This window comes from Bacteroidota bacterium (assembly GCA_016706255.1).
Taxonomy (GTDB): Bacteria; Bacteroidota; Bacteroidia; order Chitinophagales; family BACL12; genus UBA7236.
On sequence record JADJJZ010000006.1, the window covers coordinates 60938 to 87931 of the forward strand.

A 26994-nucleotide genomic window follows, 5' to 3' on the forward strand; every position below is an offset into this window, starting at 1 on the left:
TATGCGGTGCTTGCTTTAAGGATGCAACACATCAGTAATTTCCATAAGTAGCGCTGAGTTAAGCTGCTGCCAGGGCAACATATTCATTGATAATGCGCTCTAATTCTTTTTTGCTGGAGTTAATTTCATCAGCATCTTTGAAGTATATAATTCTGCGATCAGGAAAATCACCTTCCAGTAAATCTGATTTTAATTTTGTGCAGGTAACATGATGTAAAATCAATAAAATTGTATTGTCAGATTTTACATTAAACGTGAGTAAATCAACATTGGTAAAGTAACTTGGCGCATTCCATTTAATACGTTCTTTTAAATTGCTATTTGCATTTTTTATAATGCTGCGCAATAATTCTATTTCAGTTTTCAGAGGATGTACCAATTCCAGCATGAATTTTTCAACTTGCTCTTCGTTAGAAAGTTTAGGTGTTTTTGACTTTGGCATGTGGTAAAGATAAATAATTTGGATGAAAAGTAAAAGTGCCAAATCGTCGCAAAACTTTATTCTTGTAAAACAAGTGATTTTGAAATATAATAAGTGTTATCAATTACTAATGTGACAATTAAATTTTGTAAGGTAAATGATTTATCCAATACAACGTTGTAAACAACATCGCCCGGCTGAGTAATTTCAATTTGATTTGATTGTAATAGCGCGCCGGAATTATTTGTTATAAAATACCGTGCAGCTACCTTAGATGTTACATTAAACTTTATTGTAAATGCGGCTGTGGTGGGATTTGGAAAAATTTCCATGGTATAGGGATTCGGAACATGAATGGTTTTTATTGTGTTAGGTGCGGCAGGAAATAATTTAACAATATAAATGTTTTTATCCGCAGCAGTGCGATTTGTTTGATTCATACTAAATGGGTTTTTTGTCGGGCTGCTGATTCCCCCTAAAATATATCCAATTGTGATTGTATCCCCTTCAAAAAGTGTTTCTTTCAATATTTCTGAATGTTTCGACGACAAATTGTAATTGGGTAAAAATTCAGAACTACTTCCTTTGAATCCAGGCATACCCCCAGGGATATAAAATTCAACCAGGTTTCCGGTATTATCGCGTGTTATTCCACTTATTGTATTTACAAACGGAACAAGGTCATCCTGATATAATGCGCCATCAACATAATAGTATTGACTAATTCCACCAAAAAACAACGAAGTCATTTTATTTTCGAGACTATCATAAATATTGGCGTGTGCAGTATGATAATTGTTTAAATACTGGTTAAATGTAGTTCTGGCAACATAATCACTTCCGGATATTTCAACCGGATATAAAAATGGCAAATCAACATATTTTTGGAATACACCCGAGGAAATAACCAAACCTTCATTTCCATCCGGGAAAATATGTGATAAAAGATTGAAGTCGCGGCGATGTAAATGAATTGGGTCTGTTATTTTTTGATAATTCGCAAACGATAATTCCATGCCGTTGTTGTTGATTGTAAATTTTTGAATGGCATCGGTATAGGTTTGAACATAGGTGGGATGTCCCATTGGATTGTATTCGCCATCAAACCGCTGTCCGCCAACTAAATAATATAATTCGTTAAGTTTTGACAGTTCACCGCCGGTAACCGCGAAAATTGGATCCGTAATTTGTTTGAAAAACGGTGTAATATCAGTGTTATTGACAATGGCGTTTATTAAGCCTGATACGTTTATTGTAGTTAAATTTGGAAAGGTTTTATGTGTAGCGGCGCTTTGTGAATAACAGTAACCACCAATTAACACTAGTGTATCGGCATCCTGATAAAAGTTCATGTTGCTTGATTGCAATTGTTCATTAATTGATGTCGGCAAACTATTTAATTCGGCAGACCATACTTGTTGATTTTCAATATCAACGACGTAAATTTCCGTATTGTTTTCAGATTCGGGAAAGGAAGCAAATGGTTGTCTGGGGTGTAAACCATCTGTTCGACCACCGATAATGAGCCATTTTCCTTCATGTTCAGCAAAAGCAAATGAATGTATACCAGGCAATCCGCTTAATTGAATAGAATCAATTTTAACACTGTATTTAAAGGGTTCTTGGGCTTTTGTTTCTATAACTTTTATAAAAAGTGCAAAACAGAATGCTATAAAATATTTCATTGAAAATAATTTCTACAAAAATATTTTTATTTTAATGCGCAGTCTGTTACTTAAGTCACTTATTTATACCTTGCAGCAATAAAAGCAGATGATTTATGTTTTAACTTAAATTTTGATATAAATTATATCAATGCCTACAGCAAATAATTTTTAATACTAGGTATTATTGATTTTTTATTAATGCTAAAGCTTTTTCTAAAATAACATCTCTCCCTTCAACTAAATCCTGAATTGTTGGATGTATGCTATAATCGGGAATTAACCCATGTCCCGTATTTTTATCTTCCTCGTTTATTGAAAACCGTAGTGTAGGGAGTTCAACACGTAATTTAGTTTCAGGTAGGATAATGGTTTTTACCAGGCCGTTTAAGCTGTAAATGCTGCCACCACTTTCTTCCCCAACAAAAATAGCGCGGTTGTGTCTTTTTAAGGTAGAAGCAAATAACCCGGAATTTGAAAAACACCCTCCATTAATCAACACATAAACTTTTCCTGAAAATACCTGTTTCCGAACCTTTTTATTGTATGATTTTTCGCCATTAACTTTTTTGTTTCGAACATCATCAATACTTGAATATGCCTGATCTACTTTATAAAAATTATCTACCATATTAAAAGTGGTATCCAACAAATAGGATAGCACATGAATACTATTTACCATATTACCACCCTGGTTGTCGCGAATGTCGATAATCAGGTTTTGAATATTATTTTTAAAAATAGTGTCAAAACACTTGTCAATTTCTTTAACTAATTTTTGATGATAGGTGTTTTTTAAAATTTTTAAGTCCCAGTCTTTAATTTTTAATATGGCAATTGAGTTTTTTGTGTCCATAGTTAAAGTAACTGCTGTACCTGGTTTCTGACCATATGTACGACTAAACTGGCGATTGGGATAACGGCTTTCGCGATTAGCAAATATTTCTTCCTTCGGTAAGGCCTTAATGGTTGTCACTTCCTGTTTACCGTCAGGGCTGATATATTCAATATTAAACGTTTCAGGATGCCCGAATACATAACTGTAATACTCATTAAACCACCAGTTTAAAATCCAAATCGGATAGGAAGGATTGTTGCCATCACGCATCATTGTAGATAACAACTTGTATAAAATATCGCTACTATTGATTCCGTTTATAGAAACTATTTGTGAACCATTGGGAATCAAATCAGTTGCACTATAATTTAATTCAACAAACATTTTTTCGCCATCATTTAAAATGCGAAAGGGGAAAAAGAGGGAATTTGTATTATGATAATTAATTGTTTCTGTATTAGGAAAAATCATAGTATGACCATCTTTTATCACCGATAGCACCGGTGAAACATAGGCATAAAATTCTAAATCGGTCATAGGACCGGGAATATTATTTTGCAGGCTGTCAAAAACATGAAATATCGTTTTCATATCTGTATAAGTATACAAACCGGCGTGTTTCAGCTCCAGTTGGTGTTGCAGATAATTGATGTCACTTTTTATTTGTTCGGTAGTATAAGTCGGAGATTGTGCCTTAACAAAAGTTGAGCAACAAATAATTATTAATAAAATAAAATATTTCATTATTAAGTTTTAGGCGTATTTTCTTTGTTTGATTTACGCGTTAACAGCAAGGAAATTACATCCGCACCAATTACCAAAGTGCAACCAATAAAAGTTTTTATTACATAGATTATTAGATAAGTTTGCCTATACGGGTTGAACGGAAAATCTGATTGAGCTGCTATTACCTTTTCATTAAGCAACGAAATACAATTAGGAATGGCATTGGCAATTAATACGAAACCAAGTATAATTAAAATAAGTTTGTATGTGGCTTTTTGATCAACAAAGGGTGTTAAAATAATTGTATAATCATCCTCTTTGGTAATTAATTTCAATATTTTACCAGTCTTAAAAAAAAACAAATAAAACAGACTTGTATTTATTATTAAATATATTCCTATAATTATCGCTGTTATTTTAATCGCAGGAAAATAGCTTCCATTAATATCATGAGAATAATCCTCAAACTGAAAAAGCATACTAAGTGTTGTAATCAGATCTTCCAAATGGAATACTCCTGTAAATAGAAATAACAATCCAAAAGTTTTAATTAAAATTTCATAAACATCTACTTTTTTCATGGGTGAGGTTTTTATTAAGTTCAAATTAATGTGACACAACTAATTGCAGCGTTTGTTTTTCACCTTTTGCATTTTCAATAATTACAGTATAAATACCGATCGGTAAAGCAGAAATTGAAATTGAAGCTGTTGAATTATAATTGTTTATTTGAATTAATTCTTGCCCAACCATATTAATAACACTTACTGAAATACCCGTTTGTGTAAGGTTCCCAATCTGAAAAATTGAATTTGCCGGGTTTGGAAATATGGCTGCATTTTGCAAAGTATTTTCCGCAGGAATGGAATTCGGTCCGTTGATATTCCTTACATACCAAGGGTCAATATCAAATTCATCTTCAGGATGCTCAACATTGTGGTATGCTAATACAAATGCGATATCACCATTTATAGCAATAGATGGTTCACCAATTGCAAGTGCATTACCTTTTGAAATCAATAATTGTTCATCTGTCCAACTATCCCAATTGTTTGGAATAGATTGTTTCATACGATAAATATCAAAATCGCGAGAATAATATAAATAGGTTCCACTGCCATCTGTGTGTAATTGAGGATGTTCAAGGTGACCGGTAGCATTTGTAATACTGGTCATTTTAACAGGAGTTTCCCAACTTGTGCCATCGTCATAACTAAAAGCATACATAAAATCTCTTAAACTGGCATCAACATATTTTTCATACACTAATAATAAGGTATCCGAATTATTAATTCTTCTTAAAACGGGATTATCAACTATAAATTCACCACCGGCGGAATTAATTGGTTCCGGTAAAAGCACTGCGGATGCTATATTGTCGGGGTTTGCATTTGTATTGTTTATCATCGAGATATCACCGGGTCCTGTAAATAAAAAATGGTCAACAAGGTTAGGATTATCAACCGATTGTAAAGGAAATGGTCCACCTTCAATTTGTCCGGGTCTTGCCATATCAGATAATACCCAGCTACCAAATTCATCATTAATATTATCGCGATGTGCATATAATATATCGAGATTCATAATTGTATCGCAGCCAAAATAATTAAATGCCATGTCCATGCCATAGGTTTCAGCATAAGGACGGATAAATTGTGTGCTCCCAATTGTTTCACAAACCGGTAAAGCGGCATTTGCTGCTATATAGGTAAACCAGGAAAGTAAATCGGCTGGTGCATACAAGGTGTAAAGGTTTAGTCCATCTGCCGAAATCTGCAAACCGTCTTCCCATCCATAACCTGATAAAGGTTGGCGATAAGGCGTGCCTAATATGTCGGTAAATGCAGGCGCTACAACAGGAACGGTATTTTCTTTAATACTATCCCAAATTTCTTCCGGGTCGGTAAGTTGCGCGTGGATATTATTGGTAAATAAAAGTAAAAGGGGTAAAATCAGCTTAGTCTTCATTTAATAAAGATAAGGAAGTTTGTAATAATTGAATATTATTTTACCTCAAGGTTGTTGTAATCAGTAATATTATCATAAACCGGCAAACCTGTTTCTAAAATAATAGATTTAAGGATATCCAATGATTTGCCCTTTAGGTTTGCCTCAGGATAAATATGCATCTTGTCACAATTAAAACAAATTGACAACGCTGCAATGGGTTTGCCATCTGCATTAAAAAATACGATACCATGGTGCGGAATAAAACAAAATGTTTCTTTGGGATTACTAACTTCCGGTTCTGAATTTATAAAGACAATTACCTGATTTATTTGAGTGGCATTCAAAACTTTTCCTGAATCGGGCATTATCTCAGCCGTTAAGCGTCCATTATTTATTATTAATAAACTATCATAATTTATCGAATCACAATTATACAAATATGCTTTAACAATGGCGTATTCCGGTTTTTTCCACGAAAATGTTTTAGCATTTTGTGCAAATAGATTAACGGGAAATAGTATTACAAAACAAACTTGTAAAAACTTTAGCATTTATAAAATAACCATTTTAGTTGTAATTACGTTTTTATTTTCTGAAACATATTGCACTGAATATATACCTGAACTAAACATTGAATTATTAATTTCAATTGTAGGATTTGTTGAATGTAAAAATTTTATTAACCTCCCGCTTACATCATAGATATTTAATGTAAAATTTTTTTCGTTGCCAACAGTTATTTGTGCAGTGTTTTTCACCGGATTAGGAACAATGGTAATTGTATGTTCATCTTTTTCTAATTCAGATATACCAACAGGATACACAAACACGTAAAATAGGTCGTGCGCTTGACAACCATTTGCATCTGTAAGTAAAAGCGAGTAAACGGTGGTTACATCCGGACTTGCTAATGTGTTTAAATCGGTGGGGTCGGATAACACATAATCCGGTGACCATAAATAAGTGTAAGGAAAAGTGCCACCCAAAAGAGCACTGTATAAAGATGTGGTATCCATTGAACTGATATATGCCTGTTTTACCTCTAAAGTATTAACAAATGGATAAAGCGATATTATAATATCATCTGAACAGGTGGCTCCGGTTGCATCTGTTACTGTAAGTGTAAAGAGTTGTTCACCGTCGATACCGGATATTAATGAAGGATTGATTACTGTTGTATCATTAATAAAATCTGAAGCGGTATAAATATGACCTAAAAATTCGTAGTAACAACTCCATGAATAAGAAAACGGGGCTTCGCCGGTAACAGTAACATTACTACCCAGGGTTAACGTTTCTATTGGATACTGCTCACAAAAAGTGGTATCAGGGCCAGCATCAACAATACATTGGGTTTTAGCGGAATAATACCCTATGGATAGTAGGATAAATCCTATTATTTTGTATTTAATCATGGTGTATACTTTACACCAAATATAACTAACCCGGATTGATTTAACAACAAATATTTATTTGAAAGCGGCCTGACGTAAAATAGTTTTTCCTATTGGCAATAGTGTAACTAATTCAGATAAACCGCTTTCGGGATTTTGAAGGTTAACTTGTATTGTTCCATTTTTATAAACAGGAGCACTTCCCGGAATATATTTATATATTATATTTTTATCAGAAGTATAATAATAATCAGTAAAACCCGTTGCGTATTGTTTTCCGGTTGATTCTTTTCCGGTAAAAGGTAAAGCATAAATTAAGGGACCGTATGTAAAATAAAATTCCTTCTGATTATCTTCCATAACAATAACATCGGCAGAAAATGTAATATTTATTTTAGAAGTGCCGTAAAATACCCTGCTTATCACAATATAATCATCCTGCATTTCATAATAATCATCCGTAATAATGGAATTTACCCAGTCGGGTTTTCGAATTTTTAGAGTAAAAGGTATGGCTTCGCTAACAGTAATTTGATATTGTAACGTATTGGTATATGGATATTCAGTTATTGTTTGAATATGCACATTGGCATTACCAATTTTTGTTTCTACCGTGTTTGGCATTAATAAAGTAGCAACCAAAATTGTTTCACCTTCTTTCATCCAAGCGGCACTTACAAAGTAAGGTGAAATGCGACCTGCATTTGGTGTACAACAAACAGCAACATCCTGATGCACCGGTGAATATTTATAACGGGTTTGATTTCTTCCCGGCTCTGCTTCACCATTTTTTGTGCCATCCATTTGATACGAATTATCTGTCTTCAAATACGCTATACACGATTTTTCAGGATGTCGACTGCCCATTCCTGCATTGTAAAAAATATTTTCAACCGCATTACCATATTCATTTAATCCGGTTTTTTGTAATAAATCGATATAACTTGCCATTAACTCATGTATGGAACAATATTCATAACCAATAACAGCATCAGCCTTTCTTCCACCCACCCATTCATCACCAATTGGTCCGCCGGCAATAGTAGTGGCAGATTTTACACGATTAATATAAAGGTTTAATGCTTCGATTAATTGTTTATCGCCACCGGCATAAGCTGCAACCAATAGCGGACGAATATGTTCATATGTATGCACGCCATGCGATTGCAATCGATATTCCGGATTTAAAATGCTGCTGAGTTGAACATCTTTTTCGGAAGTATAATTTTCACAAAAATCGCGATATAAAAAAAGCGCATAATCACGATATTTTTGATTTAATGTTAAAGCATACATTCTATCTAAAACATCTGTAAATGTTAATCCATGAGCAACACCACCCGAAAAATCTTTTCCGGCATAAAACGGATGTGATTTATTAATTGGGTAATTAGATATCACATTGTCAACTGCTTTCACCAATGCATTCCAAACAACACTATCGTTTGTATATTCGTAATAAGCCAGAATACCACGATACAAAGTAGTTTTCGACCACAATTCGCCATTTTCAGATTTAAAATTGTATCTTAATTTATCGTCATAAATGCCAATATAGCCATCTGCGTCCTGTGTATTTAAAATAGTTGTAATGTAATTTTTCACTTTAATCAATGCAGCAGAATCGTTTAGTAAAATGGCATATCTAATGTATCCATCCCACCAGTTACTTTGTGTTTCACTATTCCACCATTTGTATTGTTCATCGCCGCCGGCATCGCCCGATTTTAAATTTCCAAGATCTGCAGATTTACTGTTTTTGTGGATGCGTCCACTTGAATATATCGGGTCATAAATAAGTGTAGGAACCAAACTGTCCAGATGGCCTACAAAGCCCTGCATGTCTTGCTCCATTTGTGTTTTCAGCCAACCTTCCGGTTTAATTGCACCAAGGGGTAATAATTGAAATTTTTCTTCCACTGACTGTGAATGTGTTTTACCGACAAAACAAAAAAATATTGATATAAATAAAAGAAATGACTTCATAATATTGGTCTAGGACATTTACTTTTTCTTTTTTTTAGAAGCTTTTGCATGTGGATTAAATTCTAATGCAAGGTTAATCCAATATTCAAAATCTTTTTTGCTTTTCATGCCGGTTTCATCAATAATAACATAACCAATCATTGGTCGTGAAGTAAAATCCATTGTTTTGCAACCTTGTTTTTCAACGCAGTCATTATGTATTTTAGGGTCGATACGACACATCAGGTCATCTTTTATTACACCGACACACATTTTGCCATTATACATAAAGGTGAGACCACCCATCATTTCTTTTTCTTCTACAGGGTGAAGTGCTGCAAATCGCTCACGTATGCGATTTGCCAGTTTTTCATTGTAAGCCATGCTCAAACTTACAATTTTTTTAAAAATAAATTGAGTAGAGGTAAGAAAGATTTCAGCTGCTAAGCTTATAAGCCTTAACCAGTTTATTCCATCCCGCTAACCTTCCTACAACTGACAATATGCCATTCATTGTGCGCATCACAAATGGAGATGGGATTAAAGAGAAAGGCTTCAGACCAAGTCGCGGAAACATATAAAAATATTTTACAAAATGGCTTGCCGAGCCCGGATTCGATTGATTTAAAAAGAATAAAATTTTAAACATTTCAACGGTATCAGCAACAGGCGTATAATAAACCTCCATTTTAATATTTGTTGTGCCAATATTTTTAATTCCATGCACAACATTTTTAGCAATAAATAACGTATCTCCGGGTTTCTTAATTAATTTTTTCCCATTAACAGTAAATTCCACTTCGCCTTCTAAAACAGTAAAATGTTCATCCATATGCGGATGAATATGACTTGGAACACCTCCACCGGGTTCGCACCACCACATCATTTTAAAAATATTATTTTCAACTGAAACAGGTAAAAATGTTTCCTTGCCCATTTTTAATTCACGGAATATTGATATTGCCATTATGTGTGCTTTTTAGTAAACACAAATGTAAAATCAAATTTGTAGGTTGGGGTGTGATTTAAATCACAAAATGTTTTGTTCGGCCAGGCGTGCACGCATGCGACTCAGTGTTTCACGCGAGATATCCAGAAATTGGGCTAAATGTGTTACCGATATTCGCTGCACTAATTCCGGTTTATTTATAAGCAGGTATTTATAACGTTCTTCCGGACTGAATTTCATTAATATCGTAACATGTTCACGATGATTATTTAAAAAAGCTGCTGCTATTTTAACACCCACTCGTTCAATAACAGGTGATTTTTCGGCAATCGCTTTTAAATCATCGAGGTAGAAATAAATAATTTCTGAATCTTCAATTGCCTGAATATGATAATCTATAGGTTGATTATTAACATAACTTCCGCAATCATCAAAAAATGCTTCCTCCATAAAAAACTGAATTATTTTTTCATTACCATTATTATCTGTCACATAATGACGCAGTATACCGGATTGTACATATACTGAAATAGGTGGCATATCACCGGCAGTAAAAATAAAATCACCCTTTTTCAGAAATTTGAACCGGGCTAGCGCCTGCATGGCTTCCAGTTCTTTTAATTCAGTATCGGTTAAGGGTTCAAGTTTTTTAATGGTGTTTATCAGATGATTCATTTGGCGGCCTTTGTCCAAATGTAATAAAGTTTATACAAATGAACTTGAATTAATCACCCTTTTCAATTTTGTGATATGTAATTTTTCCGTTTATGGACAATTCTGCCAGATACATGCCTGCTGCAACGGATTGGATATCAACTAAAATCGAATTGGAAATATTTGATTCTGAACGATATACAACCCTTCCACTTAAATCCATAATTTTGAGTGATACATTTGAATAATCTGTGTTACCCGTTTCTATAGTGAATAACCCAAAATTGGGATTTGGATATATGCTAAGATCTGATTTGGAACTACATTGTGTTTGAATCGGTGATGACACTGAAATTGCACCATTAGCATCAATTAACAACAATCTGAAATAATCGTTTTCGCTTGTTTCAATAGTATAGGTGTAGTGCTGTTCAATTGTGCTATATCCCTGAGCAGTTATATTGGTTATATCTTCCCATTGCTGTAAATCATTCAATCGTTGCACAACAAAATGGCTGCTGTTAATTTCACTCAAAGTAATCCAGTTTAAAACTACTCCAGTTAAAGAGCATTGTGCATAAAATTCAGCTAACACTACAGGCAAAGGAGAACCAATGGGATCCGCTAAAGTTTCTCTGAAAAATTCGCCGTAGCCGGAAAGCTTCACATAATTATTTACAACATCTCTGCCCTCCTGACCCAAATTATACCATGTAACACCACCATCTTTTGATAAATACTGGTCAAAATTACTTTCATTTAATCCCCCTGACTCAGCATCAAAATAATACTGAATTAATGTTGCATCTAAGCTGGAATTATTTTCTGGAATAATATCATAATACCGGTAAATACTATAGTTACCGGAAGGGTCTGTTTGTTGAACATGTCCCCGCCTGATTTCCGTATATCCTAAATTTTGTGCAGATGAAATTTCCGCACCTAAATTTCCGGGATTAACGGAAGAAGGCGCATTGAGCGTGGCATTGGCAATTACTTCTCCGCCTGTAATACCCGTAATTCGGCTGGTTTCTGATTCCGATTTCAGCAATCCGGTTGAGCCCAAATCAATAATAAAATTATTTAATTCTACTAACCCACCATCAAATATCAGATAATTATCGATAATACAATTTTGCTGCATTATCATATCATTCGCAGTTTTATTTGTTGTTAAATCATAAAATTTAGTGACAGTAATTTCCACCAATTGCTGAATTTGCAGTTGCGGTATTTCCTGTAATTATTACATTACTTTCATCTGCAATAAAATCACCATTATTATAAAAACTAGTATTATTTAAAACAATAATCGGGCTGCCATTGCAAACAAGGTTAACTCCGGCTTTTAGCTGCAAGCCCTGTTGCGAAAAACCACTTATTGTAAAAAATACAAAAAGTAATATGAAACTCAATTTTTTCATAAGCAGATGTATTAATTAATGTGGATTATTTTGTTGAGCTACAAGTTGTTGAATTAAATTCTGTAAGGCATTAATTTGTTCCTGCAACTTAATTTGTTCACTTTTTAGTTGCTCAATTTCTGCACTTTGGTTGTTTGCCACAGCATTATTATCGCAAGTTGACGCATTCAGTTTATTATTTAATTCCTGTATAGCATTTACCAATACAAAATCCATTGCACCATAATCAACGCCTAAATATTCAACACCCTGATCGGTATCATTTTCACGGTAGGTCCATTTGGTAATCATGTAAGGTGCAATTTTTTGGAGTTCCTGAGCAATAGTTCCCACACCAGTTTCTTTTGGTAATCCGGCTTCGCCATTATATGTGAACCAAATTGGATTTATTTGCATAACCAAATCAAGACCGTCACTAAAATCTTTAATATTTTCTTTTAATCGTTCATCTGATACTACTGTCCATGTTGACGAAGTTGGTTTTGCAGCATCGTTTACACCGAGCTCTAAGATATGTGCAGGTGAGTTTGTGGCGATTCCAACAAAAACATTACTAACAGATCCATTTACACCATTTACACTGCCCAATACCATACTATTACTGGTATTAACTTGTGCACGCGAGCCTATAGCAGTCGCGTTTGCAAGGGCAACACCACCGGTATTTGTATTTTCGCCAATGCATGTTAAGCTACTACCTGTTGTGTTGGTTAATAATGCGCTGTTGCCAATTGCCACGTTGCTACCACCTGTTGTTGTATTAAACAATGTGCTGGTTCCTAAAGCAATATTACCCGTACCGGTTGTATTTGCTCCTAGAGCATTGGTCCCAATCCCGATATTACTTGAAGAAATTGTCAACTGATCGAGTGCACCCATACCAATAGCAATATTTTGTTGTCCGGTTGTGGTTGCGGCCAGTGCATTGTTACCAATTCCAATATTGTTTGATGCGGTGCTACTGGTTAATATATTAAAACCAATTCCAATGTTTAATCCGCCTGTTACATTAGAAGTTAAAACATTATGACCAATACCAATGTTATTTGATGAAAGTGTAAGCGCAGTTAATATATTACTGCCTACGGCAATATTTTGTGAACCACTGGTTAATGCACTTAGGTTTTGATATCCAATTGCTGTGTTTTGTGTAGCAATAGTAGCATTCATGAGCGCATTATATCCAACTGCGGTATTACTATTTCCGGTAGTAGCCGATTGTAAAGCATTAGCACCAACTGCAACACTTCCTGTACTTGAGGTATTTGCCGCCAAAGCATTATAACCTATAGCGGTATTTTCACTACCTGTAATATTAGCAGCTAAACTAGATGAACCTATAGCAGTATTTTTTATACCTGTAGTATTTAATTTTAATGCACCGGAGCCCATTGCAGTATTATTTGAAGCAGTTGTGTTATTTGCTAATGTATTATCACCAACAGCAGTGTTATTAGAGCCGGTTGTATTATCCTCTAATGATAAATAACCAATTGCCGTATTTGTTGTTCCGGTTGTATTATTTTCTAAGGATTCGGTACCAACAGCAGTATTATTACTTGCAGTATTATAATATAATGCTTTACTTCCAACAGCAGTATTGTTATTGCCAACAAGGTTTTGGTTTAAACTTGAAATACCAATAGCAGTATTTTCACTTCCGGTTGAATTTTTATACAATGCAAAACCACCAACAGCACTGTTATTAGCACCGGTTATATTAAAAGATAGTGCCATATACCCCAAAGCAGAATTATTAGATGCTGTAGTGCTTAAAGAAATCGACCCATATCCAAATGCAGTATTTCCATTTCCTGTTGTGTTTGAATTTAATGCATAGGCACCACCTGCAGCATTCCATCCTCCGCTAGTATTATTAGCTAATGCTTCAATTCCAAGGGCAACATTTAAAAATCCGGAGCTGTTATCTTCAAGTGCGGATTTTCCAAAAGCTGTATTATAATATCCGGCATTATTTGACATGAGTGATTGATAACCAACTGCTGTATTGTCACCATAAGTTGCATTTGCCTCCAACGATTTATAACCAATCGCAACATTGCCTGATGTAGTTGTATTATTTTGTAATGCTTCTTCACCAATAACAACATTAAATGATCCGGTGGTATTTAATTCAGATGCAAATTTTCCAATCACTGTATTTTGCTCGCCGGTGGTATTTGCTTTTAATGCATTTCCTCCAACAGCAGTATTATTTGCCCCCGTATTTACAATACCTGAATTTAAGCCTAAAAAAATATTTCCTGATGTTTCAATTGATCCCGCAACGGTATTATTCACTTTTATTTTTAAATCTTTTGCATCAGTAGTTCCAATAAAATTAGTGCCGGGTGTAGTTCCTGTATTACCTGTTGTTGACCATCCTGCTGTACTGTTACCAATAAATACCCATGCACTTCCGTCATAATAATAAAAGCCTTTGGTTAAATCGGTTTGATACACCAATAAGCCTGTTGCCGGTGTGGCGATAGCATTACGTTGCACCTGGTTCATACGCGGAATTAATAATCCTTTTGTAGTGGATTTAATATCCAGCATCGATGAGTTGTCAGGTAATGAGCCATCCGTATTTAATGCAGCATTTTGTGCCTTTAGTTGAGCAGTAAAAATTATTAGGACAATAAAAATAATTAGGTTTTTCATGACAGTAAATTTGGTTTGAAATTCAGGTAAGTAATTACTTCAAGGCAATAATTGTATCGCCCTATTTATCGAACAATTATCATTGTTTTTGAGGCAACAACTTTACCATTAATAACTAACGAATAATTATAATTTCCAGAAGGCAAAGTGTTGGTATCTAATTCAATTTTACCACTACCAGGTTCAATTTGAATTAATTTAACGGTAATACCGTTTGAAGAAGTAATCAATAATTGTGGGGAGATAGCAGAAGGCGGTATTTGATAGGAGATAAAGGTTATTTCTTTAAATGGATTAGGTGAATTTTGTTCTAAATAATAATTATCATTTATTTTAATTATTTGTTCATTATATGGTGCAGATGATAATAATACTTCAACTGCGGCAAGCCGTTTTTCTAATTCGGCATTTGTTGTTTGTAAAACTTTATTTTGCTCGGTTAATGCCTGAATCGCAATTAATGCGACACCACTTGGGTCTATTGTTGAAATGGTAGAGTCATCGCCTACTTCAAATAATTTATAAAAGGCATCAGCCATTGGGCCAATATGTGTAATATTTTGTTCATCAGCTTTATAATGCCATCTTGCAATATCAAGTTGGTTTACCTTGTCTAATATTGCATATTTATCTAATTGTGTTACTTGGTCTTTTAATTTCGGATCGCTGGCATTAGTCCAAACGCCTCCGGTAGTTAGTTTCGCAGTAGTTACCTGAAAATCTAAAACATTACTAGCCGAACAATTTTTTCCAAAGCCATATTTAGTTACTAAGTTATTACCCAAAACAAAAGAATTATTTGCTGAAACAGAAACTCCAAAACCAATAGCCGTAGCATTTGAAATTCCTGCTGCAGTAGTGGCTGAATTAGTACCTATAAAAGTATTATTTGAACCAGTTTTTAGGAAGATACCAGCGTTTGAACCTAAACAAATATTATTTCCGCCGGTTGTTAAACTATTTCCGGCTTGAGCACCTAATAATACATTATCAATACCTGTTGAAACAGAAGACCCACAGAAATCACCCATAAAAGTATTATCAAAACCGGTAGTGCAAACTGCTCCAGCATTAGAACCAAAAAAACAATTTGAATTACCAGTTGTAAGTTGACCGGAATTGGCACCAAAAAAACAATTTCCACTTCCCATTGCACCACCGCCTGCATAAGCGCCAAATACAGAATTATTTACACCAGTTATATTTCCATAACCAGCGCTGTATCCAAAAAATGAATTTAATCCTGCAGCACCCGTATTAAATCCTGAATTATTTCCACAAAACGTATTCCCGGCAACCATAAAGGCTGGAATTGGAACGTTTTTTCCGGCATTAACACCCACAAAGCAATGTGAAACCGGGTTCCTAAAAACAACTGAAGTTGCATTGCGTATTTCACCTGAAATGTAAAAATTGTTCCACTTTAACGCGCTACTTCCTAAATCTATACTAGCATCGGTAGCGGGTATTAACGATGAATTAATTGACGTTGGTGTTAAGTTAGACAAATCAGTATTGGCTTGTCCAAAAATAAATACAGGAATTGATATTAAAATCCATGTTGCAATAAAGTAGATTAGCTTTTTCATAAATTAATTATTTAAAAGCAAAAGTAGACGGTAAGAAAAACAGACGCAATCACATTACAATGTGATTTATATGAGCAATTGGTTTAAAGGAAACTTAGTTCACCAAACGATGTTCCATAGCTATAGCTACAGCCTCCGGTGCAGAGTGCACCTGTAGTTTTTCGTATATATGTTTGATGTGGGTGCGCACCGTGTCGTGTGAAATAAAACACATTTGTGCAATTGTTTTATAGGATTTTCCTTTAACCAGCAAATTTAAAATTTCGATTTCTCTGCCGCTCAAATTAAATTTTTCTTTGCCTTTTGTTTTAAATTGCGGGAATTGAAATAATATTTTTCTGGCGATAACAGCACTCATGGGTGCTCCGCCATTTGCAACATCAACAATAGATTCTGCAATTTTATCGATAGAGCTGTTTTTTAGTAAATATCCTGTTGCACCGGCACAAATGGCATCAAAAACTTTATCATTTTCATCAAAAACCGTAAACATAATTATCTCAACGTCAATGTTTTGCGATTTAATTTGTTTTACAGCTTCTATACCATTAATCCCCGGCATATCGATGTCCATCAAAATCACATCAGGTTTTAGTTCTTTCACATGTTCTTTAGCCTTTATAGCATTGTCGTAGTTGCCGATACATATTACCTCATCACGCTCATTCAGCGCTGCCACGAGGGCTTCACGTAATGCAGTATTATCTTCAAACATCAAAAACGACACTTTCATAAAGGCAAATATGCAGTTATTTTAAATAAAAGCCCATCACATTATGATGTGATTTTACATTCTACTATAATTCCGGTTTTTTTATTGGGTTCAGATATAAATTCCAGTTTGCCACCAATTTGTTCGGCTCTTTTGCGCATATTGTTTAACCCGTTCCCTTTCTTTACGGTATCCGGATTAAAACCAATGCCATCGTCAGTTATGGACATACTAAATACTTTGTTTTTTTCTGAAAAAACAATAGTAGCATTTTTACAAGCGCTGTACTTTGCGATATTATTAACAGCTTCCTTAAAAATAAGGTAAACATTTCTGATGAATTCAGGGTTAATTTTGGTTGAGGCAATATTTTCAGCACCGGTAAAGGAATAATCAATATTTTTTGACTCAAATAATCCTGAAGCAAATTGTTCCATTCTTGCAAGCAGTTCCTGCATGGTATCATTTTCCGGTTTTACTGCCCATACTAAATCTTGTAAACTATCGTTCATGCGGACAGAACTTTCGTTTATTTTATCCAGTAATGGTGCTATTTCTTCCGGCTTTTTATCCAGTTTGTTTTTAACCTGTCCGCTCAAAATCGAAATGCTGCTTAAGGTAGAACCTAAATCGTCATGTAGGTCGCGGGAAATACGAGAGCGTATTTTTTCTACCGCCAATGCCCGCTCTAAACGTAGTTTGTATATCCAATATATGATACCCGCAACTAACAAAGTACACAATAATTTAAACCAAGTAGTTTGCCAAAAGGCTGGTGTTATTTGAATTAAGACTTTGGCCGGATGTTCGCTCCAAATACCATAATTATTTTTTCCCTTCACTAAAAAAGTATACTTACCCGGGCTTAAATTATGATAAGAAGCAAAATTTCGTGTATCAGCGTAAATCCACTTGTCGTCGACACCTTCCAACATGTAGGAAAAAGTGTTTTTAGATGATTCATTAAAACTCAATAACGAAAATGCAAAATCAATATCATTATTGTTATGCGGAAAAACATAAGACGCTAAGTCGTCAATTAATTTATTGCCTATTATACTTTTACCGCGCATCAAGATATCTGAAACAATTGCCTTGGGTTGTGGCAGGTTTAACTGAATATTATTCGCATTAAAAATATTAATTCCGGTAACATCCCAAAAATATAAATTGTTATTTTCATCTTTTGTGCTGGCTTGCATCAACATATCATCAGAAAGTAATGTTGGCTGACCTTTTAAAAGGATGTATTTGTTGGTTGGGATATCATACACAACTATGCCATTTGTTAATGTGCCTAACCACAATCGATTTTTGGCATCTATTTCCATTGACACGTAGGTGTTTTCAGGTAATAACTCGTTGCTATAATACAGTGAGGTTTTACCGCTGCCGGAGTTCAATTGGCAAACACCAAATTTATTTAGTAAATAAACATTTCCTTTAGCATCACAAGTCATGTCCAACACAATACTCGAAGCGAAAGAGATTCCCGAATTGGCGGGATATACAGTTGTTTTACCGTTTGAGTAGTGGTATTTTACCAAACAGCCGGTTTTAACCTTTTTAGGATTGCTTGCATCGTGAACTGAAGCGGTCCAAAAATTACCTTCATTATCAATGTAAACAGCGTAAAATAATTGGCTATATCGTGAAGTGTCAACTGAAAAATTAAATGTTTTAGTTGTTTTATTTGTAAAGTGATGCCATTCAATGTGATTGTTTTTAACAAAATAAATTGAGCTGTCGTTAGCATTAAAGGCATCATATTGATATTTGCCTTTTGATGAATTAAAGAAAGAAGTTTTAAAATCTGCTAAAGCATATTGTTGCTTTTTGGTATTATAATAATAAAAGTAGGATAATTTATTATTTATCAATGATGTTTTATTTAAATTACTTTGAGGTAAGTCATTATTGGCAAAACCGGTGAGATACGCGGTGTCGTTTATTGGATGTATATATACTGCCGGCATATACAGTTTATTAATCAGTTCAGGAAGGTTGTTATTAGCAGTTATGTTATCAGTAGGGAGGTGATGTTCATAAAAAAGCCAATTTCTGTCGATGCTAAAAATTGTACTGTCCTTAACAACAATGTTTTTTGGCATACGTCGCTCCATTGCTTTTTGGCGGCGTGTAAAAGGAATAGTTGTGCTTTGAATTAATTTAGCGGGTACATATTTAACATTATTTGAGCAACCAAAATAAATGTCGCCGGTTGTTGATATTAAAATAGTTTTTGCATAAATGTTATCGCTAATGCCACTCAATTGTAGTTGGTTAACTGTATTGCCTCTGATTATGAAATTGAGTTTATTGAGACTTGATGTAATCCAAAATTCATCTTCACTCACTTCTACAATCGGGTAGGAGCCATAAGGTGATATAAAATCTGAAAGAAAATTAGATTGAATTAATTCAAAACTCTTTTTGTTAAACTGATACAAATATCCCCCCGTATTTAATATTAATATTTTGGTAGGCGTAATAGTAAAGCTCACCATTTCCTCATTTTCCAAAGGTAGCTTTACTAAATGCAACGTATTATTTAATAGTGAATAGACGTATAAATGATAGGAGGTGAGGAAATAAATTTCATTTTTATCGGCATATATATCAATAATGTATTCGCTGTTTTTTAGTTTTCCATCCAACAGTTTAAAGGGTCTAAACTTTTGTATCGGTGTTATAAACCACGATATTTTTTTCATTTGCCAGCCATAATTGATTTTTATTGTCAATCTCGACGTATTTAATTCCGTTAAACCCATTACCTGATAAATTTATGGCGTTTGATTGGTCAAGTATGTTGGTTTTGGTATCTAAAATTGCCAATCCGGAATTGGTAATTATGGCAATTTTATTATTTCCGGCACTTATTATCGCATTTACATCGTTGCTGATTAAACTTGTGCTATCACCAGGATTGTGTGCTATATTACGCATCCTGTTTCCATCCCAAATTAAAACACCTTCTTTGGTAGCAATATATAGATAACCTGCTTCATCCATACATAAATCAGCAACGGGCGTTATGGTGCTATTATTTTTCCATTCAATAGTTTGAAATGGATAGGTTATTACCGGAAGTTCCTGGGCATGTAGTTGCAAGCCCAAAACCCAAATAATACAAATAAATGTTAGCCTAAGACATTTCATGAAGCAGCCTTTGAGTAAAAGATATCAGCCTAATTACTCAAAAATAGCAAATTATTTATAGTTTGAGGTTACCATCAAATTTACATGGAGCTTAGTCATCCTCTTCTTCATGCTCCTCATTATTGCGTTGCTGTTCAGCGTCTTTTGTTGCCTTTTTGAGATAGCCTGGAATCTGAATGTCGTTTTCGTTCCCGCTTTTATGGCAATTAACACAATTGGTAAACTGATAAATACCTTCTTCCTCGTGCTCTTCCCTGATATTATTAATAGTGTGTTCGTGGCAACCATAACAGGTATAGGTTTTCACGTTATTACTTGTGTGACAAGTGTTACAAGTAACGTTGTGATTTTTGTCAAGGATAAAATAATTATTATGGTTAAAATCAGAAGGTTTCCATTTTTGAGTGTTATGACAAGTTGCACACGAAATAGTATAATTGTTATGCAGATTGTCGTTAGGTTGCTGATGGCAACTAATGCAATTGGATTTAATTGATTCATTTAAGGTGCTATGATCAAAGGCTGCCACACTATTCCAGGATTTTGTGTTATGACAACTTACACATTTAGTTCCAACAACTTGGTGCAAATTGTTAGAAGGAATATTGTGACATGTTACACAGTTGTTTAATACAGCTAACTCTAATACACTGTGGTTAAATTGATGTTGTAGTGGAGATGTTATTTTTCCTTTGTGATCAGTATGGCATTCTGAGCATTTTAAATTTTGAACACCGATATGAAAATTAATACTGATTTGCTCCTGCGCCGTTGCGCTAGTGTCTAACCCTATTTCTTCTAATTTGTGACAAGTAATACATTTTTCATTTGGTATGGAATGGAAGGCGGTGTGACAACTGAAACAATTATTTTCAATAAATTGGTGTTCCTCTATCAACTCTCCTGAATTAAACATTAAGTGAGGTGAGACAAATGATAAAATTATCAGAATACCTAAAATACCAAATGCAAAATACTTTTTCATGGTTAAAAAATATAAACTGCTACAATATGTATAATTGAAAGTGTGGCAAACAAGAACGTAATAGGAAGATGTACTTTTCTCCACTGTTTCAGTGCATCAACAGTTAAAATATCAAAATGCAACTGATTGTCAACTTCCAATTTGGATTTACCTTGTTCAAGCAGTGCTTTTTTGTGTTGACCTAAATCCTCTGAGGCCTTTTTTAATAAAAATTTACCTATGAGACCCGATGCTACATTAACAAGCAACATTAATATAGCCAACCACGGTAATAAGGCGTTAAAATGAATACCAGCGTGCACCAATATTAGCACAGAGCCTAACCATGCAATATATTCATGAAAATTAAGATATTGTTTTGCGGGCCCTGTTGATATTATTTTACGTTTGCGAAGGGAATAAATGAATGATAAAATTATCAGAACTGTACCACTAAAACCCAAGTCACGGCCTAAATGTACAATATCAAAGTAGTGTAAAATATAATCAATAATGATGGTGCTGATAATCATCATACCATACCATAAAAAAAATGGAACTACATATTTACCTACTAGCGACTGAGTCATATTTGGCCTCTTTAACAAGAAGAACTTTAAAGGTGTTGAATTTCCCCTTGTTATTGAGTGACTTCAAATATTCATTTGCTTGACTTTAGTCAATTTTTAAGATAAGACTTATATAATTTGTTGTAAAGTGTTGATTTTAACTCAAGACAAAATAAGTGTTGGAATAAATCGTTAAGCGCCTTTTCCAGGTTGGCAACAATGATTTTTTTCATTTTCAGAATTGCCATTATTACCTTTAAAGGTGTTATTGCGACAATGTATGAAGTTTTATTATTTCAACTTATTTGTTCTATTGTATTTACGAATTAATTTTTTGTACCGCAAGCTTTTGGTGCTTTCCCAGCTATAATGACCCGGAATGATATAGGCAGGATGTTTGAAACGATGTTCTACATTTTTGACTGATTTTTTCCATGTTGCCAAATTTGCGTTTCCTACGTAACCAATGGAAGGTGACTCTGTGCTTTTTACAAAACATCCGCCGTACAACACTTTTTGTAATGGAAACCAAACTACAATATTATCTGCTGTATGCCCTTCTCCCGGGTAATAAGTTTGAAAGGTATAATTGCCAACCACAAATGTAGTATCGTTATAAAAATAATGTTGCGCTGTATCTTCATTATTAGCCTTACCCAAAATGTACGTCTTTTTTGATGAATATGTTTTCACCCCTTTGGATGCTAAATAACTCAGACCCTCAGTACGATCATCGTGATAATGCGTGGAAATACTCATAATCACTTTTTTATTATGCCTTGCCATAATCGTATCTAGCAAAGGTTGGGTTTGTGTGCTGTCCCAGGGTGTGTCAAATAACACAACACCTTCATTTGTAACGAGATACATACTGTTTGAAGGAATTAAATCTCCTCCAACAACCTGGTAAGTGGTAAAAATATAAAAGTTAGTTGTTAGGGGTGTAATATGTAAATTCGACTGCGCATTTAATTTGCAGGAAAGAAAAACAATAAATAATAAAAAGAATGATTTCATTTTTTTAAATGTAGCCATAAACGATTTTTTCATTACAATTGGTATACGCCAAATGTATTTATTTTTTCGATGAATATAAATCCAGGAGTGCAAAAAGTATACCTAATCCCATTATTCCAAACCCTAATAAGCTATAGTCGCTTAAAAACAATGCAGTAAAAACCAAAAGTGAGCCGATAACATTTAAAGTTGTTGGTTTATAGGTTTTGCTGTTGCGATATTTTGAAAGCAGAATAATAATTAAAATCAAAACTCCAGCAGCAATAATTAAAATGTATTTTTCGGAATCGGACATTGTAGCTAATTAGGTGTCAAATATACAATATAACGTAATGATTAGTGTTGAATACAAAAAACGAACGGATATATATTTGAATTTGTTTTTAATACCATTTGATAAATTCCATTTTGGAAATTGCTGATATCGTAATATGTTTTATAGGCTTGGTTTAATATTAATTGGCCCGAAATAGAATAAATTAAAACAGATTCGATTGTTTCTGTAGACCTGTTTTGAATTTGTATAACGTGCTGAGCCGGGTTAGGTGTAATCAAAAAATTATTGTTTAGAGGGCTGCTAATAATAGATAACAATGGCATTCTGTTCCGCATATAAATATGAAACAACCCATCTGCACCTTTCTGGTGATAATATAATTTATTGTAATTGTTACTAATTGAAGGCCCTTCCGGTACCATTAAACCGTTAGTATGTATTACATATGGTGTGCTAAAACTTTCATCTACTGCGTTCCTTACCGAAACACATATTTCGGTTTCATAATGGCCTTTCAATAATCTTGTGAAATATAGTTCAAGTCCATTTTCCGATAATTGAGGTGCATATATAAGGTATGCTGTATCATTTACATTATTTAACAGTAAGTCGCTATTATCCAGTTTGTTAAATGTTGAATCATTTTCTTTAGTAGCTATCCCCATTTGTGCAAAACAAGGAATACCGGGGCCACAACTTTCAGTCTCCAAATCAAAATACGCATTACAATAAATTAACTGGTCGCCAGATGGTGTAATTGCAGCATCCATTATTATCCATCCAATGGTGTAAATATTAATATCGCCATACACACGTGAAATATTTGTGATAGATGCGTCAATGTTTAAGCCGGTATGTAAATTTTCAAATTCAATAGGATAGTTGCGTAATGAAACCCAATAAAAATGTCCGTTAATATCTTCAGATGCAACAGCGTCGAGGTGGCCCGGGGTTATATCATAACAACCATCAACAAGACCTTTGTATAAAAAGGTTGTGTCGTTAATTTTTGTGGCATAGTAAAGATTTGTATTCCCGCCTGCATTAAGGGAATTAAAATATAAAACACTATCGTTATTTGTAATAAAAGGCTCCATTGCATCAAATGTTAATCCGCTTATGGTAACCTGTTTTTCAGGGCCAAATGTTGGATAAACCTGCCCATATAAATGGTTGGTAAACATAATTATGAAAAGAAAAAATAACGGCTTTCGCATTTTAAAATTTTACAAAGTTACCTGTTACATTACCACCCTCAAACGATCGAATAAAATATAAGCCGGGAGTTAAACCACTTATATCCACGTTGTCTGTATTTTCAATTTTTTGGGCTATCATTCCATCAATGGATAAAATATAAAATTCAGAAATATTAGTGTTACTGATAATTCGAATTTGTGTTTGTGCAGGGTTAGGGGAAATCTGTAAAAATAATTCGGCAGCATTTATTGTTTTTATTTCATCCAAATATGGTGTTTCAGCATAACCAATATCCCAGAAATAATTTATTAAATCAACAATTTCGTTTTTATCGCGACCCGTATACCACATTTGGAATTTATTTTCATTTGCGTCGTAAATTACTGTTGGATGCGATGCCCAAAAAGCATCCCAGGTGCCGGGTTCACCAATTTTAAGCACAGGATTGGATGTGCTTTTTGTAAAATTTATTGCATCATTAGATACAGCATATCCAACTTGAAAATTTTCTACACCCCACTTATCTAATGCTGAATAAAACAAATGATAAAAATCGCCCACCTTTATTACGCTGGGTTCAGCAGCCACTGCCGAATCCCAATTATCCTGTGCACCTGCTGCTACTATAGGGTATGGATAAATTAACCATTCAATACCATCGCTAGAAACTGCATAACCAATATTTCCATGTCCGTCTGTTTCCTGTCCGTTAAAAACCAAATCGCTTGCAGTAAACCACATTTTATAGGTGAAATCTTCGTATATCACACATGGGCTTGAAATAAATGTATTAAACCATTCTTCAGGTAATCCGGGCGACATAACGGGATTATTTTCATATTTTGTCCAATGTATGCCATCAGGCGAAAAGGCATATCCAAACCGGTGATCGTTTATGGGTGAGCAATTAGATTTCCTTCCTGCATACCACATTTTATAACGTTGACTTGCAGGAGCGGTTTCATCTTTCAAAATGGTTGGTGTTTCAACTCCATCTGAATCAAATTTTGCGGTATCCGGATTAATATCTAAAACCGGGTTGTTTATGTATTCTGTCCAGGTAATTCCATCCAGCGACCAGGCATATCCAATTCGAACATGAGGACAATCATCTGCTGCACTCAGCCAACCACTGGCTGAAAACCACATTTTTAATGTATCATTATCCATCATTACAAAAGGGTCGGCTGTTGCTAAGGCCTTCCAGTCAGGAAAAGTTGCGCTGCGTTGTAAAACCGGATTGGGATATTTCTCCCAAACAGTTTGGGTTATTCCGATTTGGATAAATAGAAATGAGCAAAATAAAAATGTAAACTTTAACTTAAGTTCCATTATCAAATTTAATTCAATTAATAAAATAAAAAAAATCCACGCGCTAAAGTGGATTTTACAATAATGGTTAAATGTACTTCCTATAACATCGTTGAAGGGCAAACATACTCAGTAATTTTAAATTTACCGGAAGCTTTTATTGCGGCAAATCCGCCATCTACATCAATTAAATTGTGGAAACCTCTTGCTTTTAAAATGGATACAAATACCATTGAACGGTATCCTCCTGCGCAATGCACATAATAGGTTTTATTTTTATCTATTACAGCCATGCTGTCGTTAATAAAATCAAGTGGAGCATTTATTGCATTTACAATATGTTCTGAATCGTATTCACTTTTTTTCCTTACATCCAATATTTGTATTGAAGCATCAGCAACTTCGGCAGCAGCAAATTCATCAACAGTAACTGTAGGTAAAATATCTATTTCTTTACCGGCTTGTATCCAGGCATCTATTCCGCCATTTAAATAACCAATAGCGTTGTCGTAACCTACGCGGGCAAGCCTTGTTATTACTTCGTCTTCGCGACCGGGTTCTGTTATTAATAAAATTTCCTGTTTTATATCTTTTACTAAAGTGCCCACCCAAACTGCAAAGCTTCCATTGATGCCAATATTAATTGAATTTGGAATAAATGCTTTTGCAAATTTTTGTGCTGCGCGGGTGTCAATAATTAATGCTTGTGTTTCGTTGGCAATTACTTCAAATTCTGTTACGCTTAAAGCTTTTTTTCCGCGTGCCATTACATCATCAATTGCATCATAACCATTAATATTCATCAACACATTTTTAGGAAAATAACCCGGTGGTGGCATTAATCCGTTCAGTAATTCATTAATAAATACCTCTTTAGTTAAACCTTCGCGCAAAGCATAATTTGTTTTTTTCTGATTGCCAAGTGTATCAGATGTTTCTTTGCTCAAATTTTTGCCACATGCACTACCTGCCCCATGTGCAGGGTAAACAATAATATCATCGCTTAAAGGCATTATTTTATTTTGCAGTGAATCATATAAATGAGCAGCTAATTTTTCCTGAGTCATTTCAGCAATTACGTGTTGAGCTAAATCCGGACGGCCTACATCGCCTATAAACAGGGTGTCTCCGCTAAATAAGGCAGTTTCTTTTCCATTCTCATCACTTAATAAAAAACAACTGCTTTCCATAGTGTGACCGGGCGTATGAATTAGTTTTATTGTTGCATCCCCAATGTTAAATACTTGTCCGTCTTCACCAATTAATGCATCAAATCCGGTTTTCATTTTTGTTGGTCCGTAAACAATTTGTGCGCCTGTTTTTTTAGATAAGTCAACATGGCCTGAAACAAAATCAGCATGAAAATGTGTTTCAAAAATGTATTTTATTTTGCTGCCACGTGCATTTGCCATATCGATATATGGTTGCACTTCGCGTAATGGGTCTATTACTGCGGCTTCTCCATTACTTTCAATGTAATAAGCACCTTGTGCAAGACAGCCGGTATAAATTTGTTCTATTTTCATAAAATGATTTTAATAATT

Annotated in this window: 25 protein-coding genes; all 25 read right to left on the bottom strand. The window is 34.4% G+C overall.

The genetic code is table 11. The features are described 5' to 3' along the window. Positions 1 to 58: 58 nt before the first annotated feature. The 25 genes from IPI65_08760 to IPI65_08880 all read right to left on the bottom strand — a co-directional run bounded on the left by IPI65_08760 (position 59) and on the right by IPI65_08880 (position 26976). A complete protein-coding gene (locus tag IPI65_08760; protein ID MBK7441601.1) occupies positions 59 to 442 on the bottom strand; it encodes a DUF1801 domain-containing protein in 384 nt (127 codons plus the stop codon). A gap of 56 nt (positions 443 to 498) precedes the next feature. Beyond that, positions 499 to 2106: a hypothetical protein gene (locus IPI65_08765; GenBank protein MBK7441602.1), complete on the bottom strand. Its 1608-nt coding sequence runs from the start codon at positions 2104 to 2106 to the stop codon at positions 499 to 501. A gap of 163 nt (positions 2107 to 2269) precedes the next feature. Beyond that, the gene (locus tag IPI65_08770) at positions 2270 to 3667 is read right to left on the bottom strand and encodes a S41 family peptidase (protein ID MBK7441603.1); all 1398 of its coding nucleotides are present in this window, start codon (positions 3665 to 3667) and stop codon (positions 2270 to 2272) included. Positions 3668 to 3669: 2 nt separating this feature from the next. Beyond that, a complete protein-coding gene (locus IPI65_08775) occupies positions 3670 to 4230 on the bottom strand; it encodes a hypothetical protein (GenBank protein MBK7441604.1) in 561 nt (186 codons plus the stop codon). Between the two features lie 25 nt (positions 4231 to 4255). Further along, positions 4256 to 5617: a T9SS type A sorting domain-containing protein gene (locus IPI65_08780; GenBank protein MBK7441605.1), complete on the bottom strand. Its 1362-nt coding sequence runs from the start codon at positions 5615 to 5617 to the stop codon at positions 4256 to 4258. 35 nt (positions 5618 to 5652) lie between these two features. Further along, a complete protein-coding gene (locus IPI65_08785; GenBank protein MBK7441606.1) occupies positions 5653 to 6150 on the bottom strand; it encodes a hypothetical protein in 498 nt (165 codons plus the stop codon). After that, positions 6151 to 7014 (bottom strand): T9SS type A sorting domain-containing protein, encoded by an 864-nt coding sequence (locus tag IPI65_08790; protein ID MBK7441607.1) that lies wholly within the window; start codon positions 7012 to 7014, stop codon positions 6151 to 6153. Between the two features lie 54 nt (positions 7015 to 7068). Continuing rightward, positions 7069 to 8913: a glycoside hydrolase family 127 protein gene (locus IPI65_08795; protein ID MBK7441608.1), complete on the bottom strand. Its 1845-nt coding sequence runs from the start codon at positions 8911 to 8913 to the stop codon at positions 7069 to 7071. An 84-nt stretch (positions 8914 to 8997) separates the two neighbouring features. Further along, the gene (locus IPI65_08800; protein ID MBK7441609.1) at positions 8998 to 9342 is read right to left on the bottom strand and encodes a TfoX/Sxy family protein; all 345 of its coding nucleotides are present in this window, start codon (positions 9340 to 9342) and stop codon (positions 8998 to 9000) included. Positions 9343 to 9394: 52 nt separating this feature from the next. After that, positions 9395 to 9925 (bottom strand): cupin domain-containing protein, encoded by a 531-nt coding sequence (locus IPI65_08805; protein MBK7441610.1) that lies wholly within the window; start codon positions 9923 to 9925, stop codon positions 9395 to 9397. Positions 9926 to 9988: 63 nt separating this feature from the next. Further along, positions 9989 to 10582: a Crp/Fnr family transcriptional regulator gene (locus IPI65_08810; protein MBK7441611.1), complete on the bottom strand. Its 594-nt coding sequence runs from the start codon at positions 10580 to 10582 to the stop codon at positions 9989 to 9991. 49 nt (positions 10583 to 10631) lie between these two features. Further along, positions 10632 to 11711: a T9SS type A sorting domain-containing protein gene (locus IPI65_08815; GenBank protein MBK7441612.1), complete on the bottom strand. Its 1080-nt coding sequence runs from the start codon at positions 11709 to 11711 to the stop codon at positions 10632 to 10634. A gap of 37 nt (positions 11712 to 11748) precedes the next feature. Continuing rightward, positions 11749 to 11985 carry a hypothetical protein gene (locus IPI65_08820; GenBank protein MBK7441613.1) on the bottom strand — a complete coding sequence of 79 codons (237 nt, stop codon included), beginning with the start codon at positions 11983 to 11985 and terminating at the stop codon, positions 11749 to 11751. Between the two features lie 15 nt (positions 11986 to 12000). Then, positions 12001 to 14649, bottom strand: coding sequence for a tail fiber domain-containing protein (locus tag IPI65_08825; protein ID MBK7441614.1), 2649 nt, complete (start codon positions 14647 to 14649; stop codon positions 12001 to 12003). A 65-nt stretch (positions 14650 to 14714) separates the two neighbouring features. Then, the gene (locus IPI65_08830) at positions 14715 to 16238 is read right to left on the bottom strand and encodes a tail fiber domain-containing protein (GenBank protein MBK7441615.1); all 1524 of its coding nucleotides are present in this window, start codon (positions 16236 to 16238) and stop codon (positions 14715 to 14717) included. A gap of 94 nt (positions 16239 to 16332) precedes the next feature. Beyond that, positions 16333 to 16971 carry a response regulator transcription factor gene (locus IPI65_08835; GenBank protein ID MBK7441616.1) on the bottom strand — a complete coding sequence of 213 codons (639 nt, stop codon included), beginning with the start codon at positions 16969 to 16971 and terminating at the stop codon, positions 16333 to 16335. Between the two features lie 41 nt (positions 16972 to 17012). Next, entirely contained in the window at positions 17013 to 19607 is a 2595-nt protein-coding gene (locus IPI65_08840; GenBank protein MBK7441617.1) for a hypothetical protein, read from the bottom strand. A 13-nt stretch (positions 19608 to 19620) separates the two neighbouring features. Next, positions 19621 to 20112, bottom strand: coding sequence for a hypothetical protein (locus IPI65_08845; protein ID MBK7441618.1), 492 nt, complete (start codon positions 20110 to 20112; stop codon positions 19621 to 19623). A gap of 91 nt (positions 20113 to 20203) precedes the next feature. Then, a complete protein-coding gene (locus IPI65_08850) occupies positions 20204 to 21097 on the bottom strand; it encodes a cytochrome c3 family protein (protein MBK7441619.1) in 894 nt (297 codons plus the stop codon). Between the two features lie 2 nt (positions 21098 to 21099). Continuing rightward, positions 21100 to 21666 (bottom strand): hypothetical protein, encoded by a 567-nt coding sequence (locus tag IPI65_08855; protein ID MBK7441620.1) that lies wholly within the window; start codon positions 21664 to 21666, stop codon positions 21100 to 21102. A 270-nt stretch (positions 21667 to 21936) separates the two neighbouring features. After that, entirely contained in the window at positions 21937 to 22680 is a 744-nt protein-coding gene (gene bla / locus IPI65_08860) for a BlaB/IND/MUS family subclass B1 metallo-beta-lactamase (GenBank protein ID MBK7441621.1), read from the bottom strand. 40 nt (positions 22681 to 22720) lie between these two features. Then, positions 22721 to 22957 carry a hypothetical protein gene (locus IPI65_08865; GenBank protein ID MBK7441622.1) on the bottom strand — a complete coding sequence of 79 codons (237 nt, stop codon included), beginning with the start codon at positions 22955 to 22957 and terminating at the stop codon, positions 22721 to 22723. A 41-nt stretch (positions 22958 to 22998) separates the two neighbouring features. Beyond that, positions 22999 to 24123 carry a T9SS type A sorting domain-containing protein gene (locus IPI65_08870; protein ID MBK7441623.1) on the bottom strand — a complete coding sequence of 375 codons (1125 nt, stop codon included), beginning with the start codon at positions 24121 to 24123 and terminating at the stop codon, positions 22999 to 23001. 34 nt (positions 24124 to 24157) lie between these two features. After that, on the bottom strand, positions 24158 to 25471 hold the full coding sequence (locus IPI65_08875) for a T9SS type A sorting domain-containing protein (protein MBK7441624.1): 1314 nt from the start codon (positions 25469 to 25471) through the stop codon (positions 24158 to 24160). 80 nt (positions 25472 to 25551) lie between these two features. Beyond that, positions 25552 to 26976, bottom strand: coding sequence for an MBL fold metallo-hydrolase (locus IPI65_08880; protein ID MBK7441625.1), 1425 nt, complete (start codon positions 26974 to 26976; stop codon positions 25552 to 25554). Positions 26977 to 26994: the final 18 nt, after the last annotated feature.